General features: G+C 76.3%; 7 protein-coding genes. 4 read left to right on the forward strand and 3 right to left on the reverse strand.

Features of this window, described 5'->3' with window-relative positions; genetic code table 11:
- Positions 1-168 precede the first annotated feature (168 nt).
- The 4 genes from ACFWUQ_RS27715 to ACFWUQ_RS27730 are packed head-to-tail and all read left to right on the forward strand — an operon-like array spanning position 169 to position 4,301.
- Complete coding sequence (locus tag ACFWUQ_RS27715; protein WP_384543421.1) at positions 169-1,386, forward strand: MFS transporter; 1,218 nt, start codon at positions 169-171, stop codon at positions 1,384-1,386.
- Positions 1,383-2,630 (forward strand): precorrin-6y C5,15-methyltransferase (decarboxylating) subunit CbiE, encoded by a 1,248-nt coding sequence (gene cbiE, locus ACFWUQ_RS27720; protein ID WP_384543424.1) that lies wholly within the window; start codon positions 1,383-1,385, stop codon positions 2,628-2,630. The genes ACFWUQ_RS27715 and cbiE overlap by 4 nt, the downstream gene beginning before the upstream one ends.
- The gene (gene cobM / locus ACFWUQ_RS27725) at positions 2,627-3,376 is read left to right on the forward strand and encodes a precorrin-4 C(11)-methyltransferase (protein WP_384543427.1); all 750 of its coding nucleotides are present in this window, start codon (positions 2,627-2,629) and stop codon (positions 3,374-3,376) included. Before cbiE ends, cobM begins: the two co-directional genes overlap by 4 nt.
- Complete coding sequence (locus ACFWUQ_RS27730; protein ID WP_384543430.1) at positions 3,366-4,301, forward strand: cobalt-precorrin-6A reductase; 936 nt, start codon at positions 3,366-3,368, stop codon at positions 4,299-4,301. Before cobM ends, ACFWUQ_RS27730 begins: the two co-directional genes overlap by 11 nt.
- A 53-nt stretch (positions 4,302-4,354) precedes the next feature.
- Here the strand turns inward: ACFWUQ_RS27730 and ACFWUQ_RS27735 are convergent, their stop codons facing one another.
- The 3 genes from ACFWUQ_RS27735 to cobG are packed head-to-tail and all read right to left on the reverse strand — an operon-like array spanning position 4,355 to position 7,970.
- Positions 4,355-5,932, reverse strand: coding sequence for a precorrin-2 C(20)-methyltransferase (locus ACFWUQ_RS27735; protein WP_384543432.1), 1,578 nt, complete (start codon positions 5,930-5,932; stop codon positions 4,355-4,357).
- Positions 5,929-6,576: a precorrin-8X methylmutase gene (locus ACFWUQ_RS27740; protein ID WP_384543435.1), complete on the reverse strand. Its 648-nt coding sequence runs from the start codon at positions 6,574-6,576 to the stop codon at positions 5,929-5,931. The genes ACFWUQ_RS27735 and ACFWUQ_RS27740 overlap by 4 nt, the downstream gene beginning before the upstream one ends.
- The gene (gene cobG / locus ACFWUQ_RS27745) at positions 6,573-7,970 is read right to left on the reverse strand and encodes a precorrin-3B synthase (RefSeq protein ID WP_384543438.1); all 1,398 of its coding nucleotides are present in this window, start codon (positions 7,968-7,970) and stop codon (positions 6,573-6,575) included. Before cobG ends, ACFWUQ_RS27740 begins: the two co-directional genes overlap by 4 nt.
- Positions 7,971-8,188 lie beyond the last annotated feature (218 nt).

Raw genomic sequence — 8,188 nt, forward strand, 5'->3', positions numbered from 1 at the left:
GCGGGTCCCTCCCCCGCGGGCGCCGGGGGCGGCCCCCCGCTACCCCGCCGCGCCTCCCGCCCCCCACCGGGCCCGGCCGCCGGCCGCCGGCACCGGCACCGGCACCCGGAGTTTCGCTCCCACCCGAAACAGTGGGCCGCCCCCCGCCACCGCCCCAAGACTCCCCCCATGCCCAGGACCTACCGCTCCCTCACCCGCACCTCCGAGTTCACCCCCTTCCTCGCCGCGGCAGCGCTCCGCACCACCGCCTCCACCATCGGCGGCCTCGCCCTCGCCGTCCTCCTCTACGAGCGCACCAGCAGCCCCCTGCTCGCCGCGCTCGGCATGTTCGGCCCCTCCCTCGCCCAAGTCCTCGGCGCCACCGTCCTGATGTCCGCCGCCGACGCCGTGCCGCCGCGCGCGGCACTGACCGCCCTCGCCGCGTTCGCCTCCCTCGGCACCGCGCTGGTCGCCGCCCCCGCGCTCCCGCTGTGGGCCGTGTTCGCGGTGCTGCTGGGCCAGGGCCTCGCCGACTCCCTCGCGGGCGGGGTCCGGTACGGGCTGCTCACCGAGATCCTGCCGCCCGGGGACTACCTCCTGGGCCGTTCGCTGCTCGCCGTCTGCGGCGGCGTCACCCAGATCGCCGGCTTCGCCACCGGCGGCCTGCTGCTGGCCGCTCTCTCCCCGCGCGGCGCGCTGTCGGTCGCCGCCGGCCTCGGACTCGCCGGCGCGCTCACCGTCCGGTTCGGGCTGCGCAACCGGCCGCCGCGGGCGAGCGGACGGCCCTCACCGGCGCGGACCTGGCACACCAATGTCCTGCTGCTGTCCGACCCCACCCGACGGACCCTGTACCTCGCCCTGTGGGTGCCCAACGGCCTCATCGTCGGGTGCGAGTCGCTGTTCGTCCCGTACGACCCGGCGCACGCCGGCCTGCTCTTCGGCTGCGCCGCCGCCGGCATGCTCGTCGGCGACACCCTCGCCGGGCGCTGGCTGCCCGCCCGGTCGCGGGCCCGGCTCGCGGGCCCGCTGCGGCTGCTGCTCGCCGTGCCGTACCTGGTGTTCGCGACGGAGCCGGGGCCGCTCGTCGCCGTCGTGGCCGTGACCGTCGCCTCCGTCGGGTACTCGGCCGGCCTGCTGATGCAGGAACGCCTGGTCGAGCTGCTGCCGCCGGGCACCCAGGGCCAGGCCCTCGGCCTGCACTCGGCCGGGCTGCTGGCCCTGCAGGGCCTCTGCGCGGTGCTCGCCGGGACGATCGCCCAGTACTCCTCCCCGGCCGTCGCGATCACGGCGCTGGCCGGTGCCTCCGTCCTGGTCACCCTGGCACTGGGGCCCGGCCTGCGCCCCAGTAGGCTGCGGGTCCGCCCCCCGCATTCCCCTTCTCCCGTTCCCCGAGGTACCGCGCAGTGAGCTCCGCACCGCCCCCCATCCCCGTGACGGTCGTCGGCGTCGGCGCCGACGGCTGGGCCGGGCTCGCCGCCGCCGCGCGGTCCGCGCTGGCCTCGGCCGAGGTGCTGATCGGCGGCCCGCGCCAACTGGACCTGCTGCCCGCCGGCGACTGCCCCGGTGAGCGGGTGTCCTGGCCGAGCCCGCTGCTGCCGGCCGTACCGAAGCTGATGGGCGAGCACGCCGGACGCCGGATCGCCGTACTGGCCAGCGGCGACCCGATGTTCTACGGGATCGGCCGGGCGCTGGCCCGGGAGGTCGGTCCGGCCTCCCTGCTCGTCCACCCGCACCCCTCGTCGGTCTCGTACGCCTGCGCCCGCCTGGGCTGGCCGGTGGAGGACACCGAGGTGGTCACGGTGGTCGGCCGCCCGGTCGCCCGCCTCTCGGCCGCCCTGTACGACGGGCGGCGGGTGCTCGTGCTGAGCGCGGGCGCGGGCTCTCCCGCCGAGATCGCCGCCCTGCTCCGCGAGCGCGGCTTCGGGCCGAGCCGGATGCGGGTGCTGGAGCAGCTCGGGTCCGAGCGCGAGGAGGCGTACGAGGGTGTGGCGGACGGCTGGGACCGCGCCCCCGGGGATCCGCTGAACGTGGTCGCCGTGGAGTGCGTACGGGATCCCGCCGCGGGTCCGCCGCGCCTCGGCGCCACGCCGGGCCTGCCGGACACCGCGTACGAGCACGACGGGCAGCTCACCAAGCGCCATGTGCGGGCCGCCACCCTGTGCGCGCTGGCGCCGGCCCCCGGCGAGCTGCTGTGGGACATCGGCGGCGGCTCCGGCTCCATCGGCATCGAGTGGATGCGTACGCACCCCTCCTGCCGGGCGGCGACCGTGGAGCGCGTACCGGACCGGGCCGCGCGGATCGGCCGCAACGCGGCGGCGCTCGGTGTCCCGGGCCTGCGCGTGGTCGTCGGCGCGGCGCCGGCGGCGCTCGCCGGACTCCCGGCCCCCGACGCCGTGTTCATCGGCGGCGGGCTGACCGCCCCGGGACTGCTGGACGCGGCCTGGGACGCCCTGGGCCCGGGCGGCAGACTCGTGGTCAACACCGTGACCCTGGAATCGGAAGCGGTGCTCGCCGAGCGCTACCGGCGCCACGGCGGCGAGCTGGTCAAACTCGCCGTCGCGCATGCCGTGCCGGTCGGCGGTTTCACGGGCTGGCGGCAGGCCATGCCGGTCACCCAGTGGTCAGTGACGAAGGAGAACAACCAGACATGACCGTGTACTTCATCGGCGCGGGCCCCGGCGCCGCCGACCTGATCACGGTGCGCGGTGCCCGGACCCTGGCCGCCGCCCCGGTCTGCCTGTACGCGGGCAGCCTCGTGCCGCGCGAACTGCTGGAGCAGTGCCCGGCGGACGCGCGCCTCGTCGACACCGCGCTGCTGAACCTGGACGAGATCGTCGCCGAGTGCGTACGGGCCCACGCCGCGGGCCAGGACGTGGCGCGGCTGCACTCGGGCGACCCGTCGATCTTCAGCGCGGTGGCGGAGCAGATGCGGCGGCTCGACGCGGCCGGCATCCCGTACGAGGTCGTCCCCGGCGTCCCGGCGTTCGCCGCGGCGGCGGCCGCGCTGAAGCGGGAGCTGACCGTGCCCACCGTCGGGCAGACCGTGATCCTGACCCGGATCGCACAGCAGGCCACGCCCATGCCGCCCGGCGAGGACCTGGCCACCCTGGGCCGCAGCGGCGCGCTGCTGGTGCTGCACCTGGCCACCCGCTACGTGGACCGGGTGGTGGACGAACTGCTGCCGCACTACGGGGCCCAGTGCCCGGCGGCGGTGGTGGCGATGGCCAGCCGGCCCGACGAACTGGTCCTGCGCGGCACACTGAGCGACATCGCCGCCCAGGTGAAGGAGGCGGGTCTGGTCCGCACCGCCGTCATCCTGGTGGGCCGCACGCTGGGAGCCGAGCAGTTCCGGGACAGCCACCTGTACTCCCCCGAGCGCGACCGGCATGCCTGCTGAACCGGCCTCCGGCCGCGGCGCCCCCGGCGGGGATCCGGACGCGGGCGGGGACGCCCCCGGCGGGCACGTCCTGATCCTGGGCGGCACGACGGAGGCCCGTCGCCTGGCGGCGGCCCTGACCGGCGCGGCCCTGACCGGCGCGGCCCCGGCCGCGGACCCGGCCGCAGACCCGGCGGCGGTCGCGCACCGGGTCCCGGCCCCGGTCGCGCGCCCTGCCGCGGCCCCGGCGGGTCCCGCGGTGGCGCGCCCCTGGCCGCCGCCCCGCGTGACGACCTCCCTCGCCGGCCGGGTGGCCGACCCCGCGCTGCCGCCGGGCGAGACCCGGATCGGCGGCTTCGGCGGACCCGCCGGCCTGGCCGCGTGGATCGCCGCGCACCGGGTCACCCGCCTCGTCGACGCCACCCACCCCTTCGCGGAGCGGATGAGCTTCAACGCGGCCGAGGCGGCGGCCCGCACCGGGGTCCCGCTGCTCGCGCTGCGCCGCCCGGGCTGGACCCGGGGGCCGGGCGACGACTGGCGGTTCGTCGACTCCCTCGCCGAGGCGGCCGAGCTGCTCCCCTCCCTCGGCGGCCGGGTGTTCCTGACCACCGGCCGGATGGGCCTGCACACCTTCGCGCACCTCACCGAGACCTGCTTCCTGGTCCGTTCGGTGGACCCGCCGCAGGGTGCCGTGCCGCCGCGCCTGGACGTCCTGCTGGCGCGCGGCCCGTTCACCCTCCGCGACGAACGGGAGCTGCTCGCCCGGCACCGCGTCGACGTCCTCGTGACCAAGGACAGCGGCGGCTCGGCAACCGCCCCGAAACTGGCAGCGGCCCGCGAGGCGGGCATCCCGGTCCTCGTGGTCCGCCGGCCGGCGGTCCCGGAGGGCGTACCGGAGGCCGGCACCGTGGCCGGCGCCCTGGACTGGCTCGGATACCCCGCCTGACGCGCGAACGCCCGGGGCGGCCCGCCCCGGGCGTTCGCCTGCGACCCGGAACCTCAGCCGTAACGGCGCGGCGTCCAGGCGATCCTCGTACCGTCGGCCCGCTCGGTGACCTGGGTCTGCGAGGAGCCGATCAGCAGGATCGTGCGCATGTCGACCTCGGACGGCTCCAGTTCGGCGAGCGTCACGACGCGCACCGACTGCTGCGGCCCGCCCACGTCCCGGGCGACGACCACCGGCGTCCGCGGCGAGCGCAGTTCCAGCAGCAGCTCGCGGGCCTGCGCGACCTGCCAGGTACGGCTGGCGGACCCGGGGTTGTACAGGGCGAGCACCAGGTCGGCCGCCGCGGCCGCGCGCAGCCGCTCGGCGATGACCTCCCACGGCTTGAGCCGGTCCGAGAGGGAGATGGTGGCGTAGTCGTGGCCGAGCGGGGCGCCGGCCGCGGCAGCGGCCGCGTTGGCCGCGGTCACGCCCGGCAGGACCCGTACCGGGACACCCTTGTACTCGTCCTGCCCGGCTACTTCGAGGACCGCGGTGGCCATGGCGAACACCCCGGGGTCGCCGCCCGACACCACGGCCACCCGCAGGCCGCGGCGGGCGAGGTCGAGGGCGAACTCGGCGCGCTCGGACTCGACCTTGTTGTCCGAGCCGTGCCGGACCTGCCCCGGCTTCACCGGCACTCGGTCCAGGTACGTGGTGTAGCCGACGAGCACCTCGGCGTCGGCCAGTGCCCGCCGGGTCTGCGGGGTGAGCCACAGCGGACCGGCCGGACCGGTGCCGACGACGACGACCTCGCCGGGGCCGGAGGGCACGCTGCCCGGATTGCCGATCCGGCTGGGGACGACGGCGACGGCGAAGTAGGGGACGCTGTCCGCGTCGGTGTCGGCGAGCCGTCCGGTGCGCTCCCCCGCCATCGTCGCGCGCTCGACGTACCGGGCCTCCGCGAGCCGGCCGCTGCTCTCCATCGCGCCGCGCACGGCGGGGAAGGTGCGGCCCAGCTTCATCACGACCGCCGAGTCGGTGGCGGCGAGGCGGGCGGTGAGCTCCTCCTCGGGCAGGGTGCCGGGGAGGATGGTCAGTACCTCCTCGCCCTCCACGAGCGGGGTGCCGAGCCGGGCCGCGGCGGCGCTCACCGAGGTGACACCGGGGACGACCTCGGTCTCGTACCGGTCCGCGAGCCGCTTGTGCATGTGCATGTACGAGCTGTAGAAGAGCGGGTCCCCCTCGGCGAGCACGGCGACGGTCCGGCCGGCGTCCAGGTGGACGGCCAGCCGGGCGGCGGCGGACTCGTAGAACTCCTCCATGGCGCCCTGGTAGCCGCCGGGGTGGTCGGTGGTCTCGGTGGTGACCGGGTAGACCAGCGGCTCCTCGACATGGTCGGCGCGCAGGTGCTTCGCGGCGATCGAGCGGGCGATGGACCGGCCGTGCCGGGCGCTGTGGTAGGCGACGACGTCCGCCTCGGCGATCACCTCGACGGCGCGCAGGGTCATCAGCGAGGGATCGCCGGGGCCGAGCCCGACCCCGTACAGACGGCCCTTGGCGGAGGCGGTGGCGGAGGTGGCGGATGCCGTGTCAGTGGCGGTGGCGGCGGCCGCGCCGTCGGTGCCGTCGGCCAGGCTCTGGACGGTGCTCATTCGGCCACGCTCGCGATCGCGTTCACGGCGGCGGCGGCGATGGCGCTGCCGCCGCGCCGGCCGCGCACGACCAGGTGGTCGAGCCCGGAGGGGTGCGCGGCGAGGGCGTCCTTGGACTCCGCGGCGCCGATGAAGCCCACGGGCACGCCGATGACGGCGGCGGGGCGCGGGGCGCCCTCCTCGATCATCTCCAGCAGCCGGAACAGCGCGGTCGGCGCGTTGCCGACGGCGATCACAGAACCCTCCAACAGGCCGCGGTCGCGCCATACTTCGAGGGCGGCGGCGCTACGGGTGGTGCCCATCCTCGCGGCCAGTTCCGGCACCGCCGGGTCGGAGAGCGTGCAGATCACCTCGTTGTCGGCGGGCAGCCGCTTGCGGGTGACCCCGCTGGCGACCATCTGCACGTCGCACAGGATCGGCGCGCCCGCCTCCAGGGCGGCGCGGGCCCGCAGCACCACCTCGGGCGTGTACCCGAGGTCCTGCGGGAGGTCGGTCATCCCGCAGGCGTGAATCATGCGTACCGCGACCTGCGCGACGGAGGCGGGCAGCCCGGAGAGGTCCGCCTCGGCGCGGATCGTGGCAAAGGACTGGCGGTAGATCGCGGCGCCGTCCTTCTCGTACTCGAACACGGTGTACTCGCTCATTTCTTCACTGCGTCTACGGACGGTGCTTCTGGTACTGCTACTGCATCTACTTCGTCTGCTTCGTCTGCTTCATCGGAAGGGGATCGGAGTTCGCGGGCGGCCGCGAGGGCGGCCGCGAGGCCGGTTTCGTACGCCACGGCCCGTCCGTGGACGGACAGCCCGTAGCCGGATCCGGTGGCGACGAGGTCCACCCATGCCGTCCCCTGCGGATGCCCGCAGCGGCGCTCGCAACCGGACCAGTGCACGGGCAGGGCCCCCCGCGCCGCCTCGACGACGGCGCTCGCGTCGGCCCGTACGTCGGCGAGCGCCTTGGCGCAACCGGGGCGCCCCGTACAGGCGGTGACGCCCTGCCAGGGGCCGTCGGGGTCCACGACGAGCCCGGCGGCGCGCAACCGGGCGGGGCCGTCGAACGGCCCCGTGACGGGCGCGTTCGGGATGACCACCGTGCGCCACGGAGTGACGCGCATCCCGCGGCCGCCCTGCTCGGCGACCTGTACGAGCGCCTGCCACTGGCCGGTACTGAGCCGGCCGAGCGGGGGCAGTACGCACAGCGGCATACGCCCCTCGGCGCCCGTACCCGTACCCGTACCCCACGGCATCGGGGCGGGTGCGTAGGGCCACCGCACCGCGGGCACCCGCTCGGCGGCGATGCCGGCGGCGGCGAGCCTGGCGCGGAACTCCTCCTCGTCCAGGGCGTGCCCGTCGGGGAGTTCACGCACCCGCCAGGCGCGGGTGCCGGCCGCTTCGGCGGCGTCGAGGAAGTACTCGGCGGCGAGCAGCGCCGCCGCCGGCGCGTCCGTCCCGCCCACGGCCACGGCGCCGGAGGCCGCCCCCAGCCGCACCAGGGCCCCGCCGTCCTGACGCCCGAGCACGGTCACGTCCGCCCCCAGCGCGACCACGTCCCCGCGCCCGTCGTCGAAGGCGAACAGGAACCGCCCGGACAACGCGGCGACGCGCGCACCGGCACACAGCAGCCGGTCCAACTCCCGTACCCACGGCATCACATCGGGCCGCACGGAAGCGGCCTCCGGCCGCACGGGGTCGGGCTCGCCCGACAACGGGGTGGCGACGATGTTCCGCACGCGCTCGTGGCTGGGCGCGGGCAGCAACCCGGCGGCGTGGAGCAGCTCCGCCAGACCGGCACCGCAGCCTTCGCCCAGGCCGCGCACCTGCACGTTGCCGCGCGAGGTGAGTTCGAGGTGGCCGTCCCCGAAGCGGTCGGCGGCGAGTCCCAGCACGGAGGCCTGGTGGGAGCTCAGCTCGCCGCCCGGGATCCGCACCCGCGCGAGGTACCCGTCGTCAGCCGCGTGCAGGCGCAGCGCGCCGGGGCAGGCGTCACCGCGTTCCCGTATGACGGGTTCGTCCCGCGATGCGGCGGAGGGGGGCTGGGGCATGGCGGCGAGCATACCCACGATTCCCCACCCCCGACCTGTGTCCGTCGCCACCCCCACCAGCCCAATCCGTCCCACCGCCCCGATTCAGCCCCACCAGCCCAATCCACCCCCACCGCCCCGATCCAGCCCCACCAGCCCAATCCACCCCCACCGCCCCGATCCAGCCCCACCAGCCCAATCCACCCCCACCGCCCCGATCCAGCCCCACCAGCCCAATC

Origin of the sequence: Streptomyces sp. NPDC058662, assembly GCF_042716255.1 — a bacterium.
Taxonomy (GTDB): domain Bacteria; phylum Actinomycetota; class Actinomycetes; order Streptomycetales; family Streptomycetaceae; genus Streptomyces.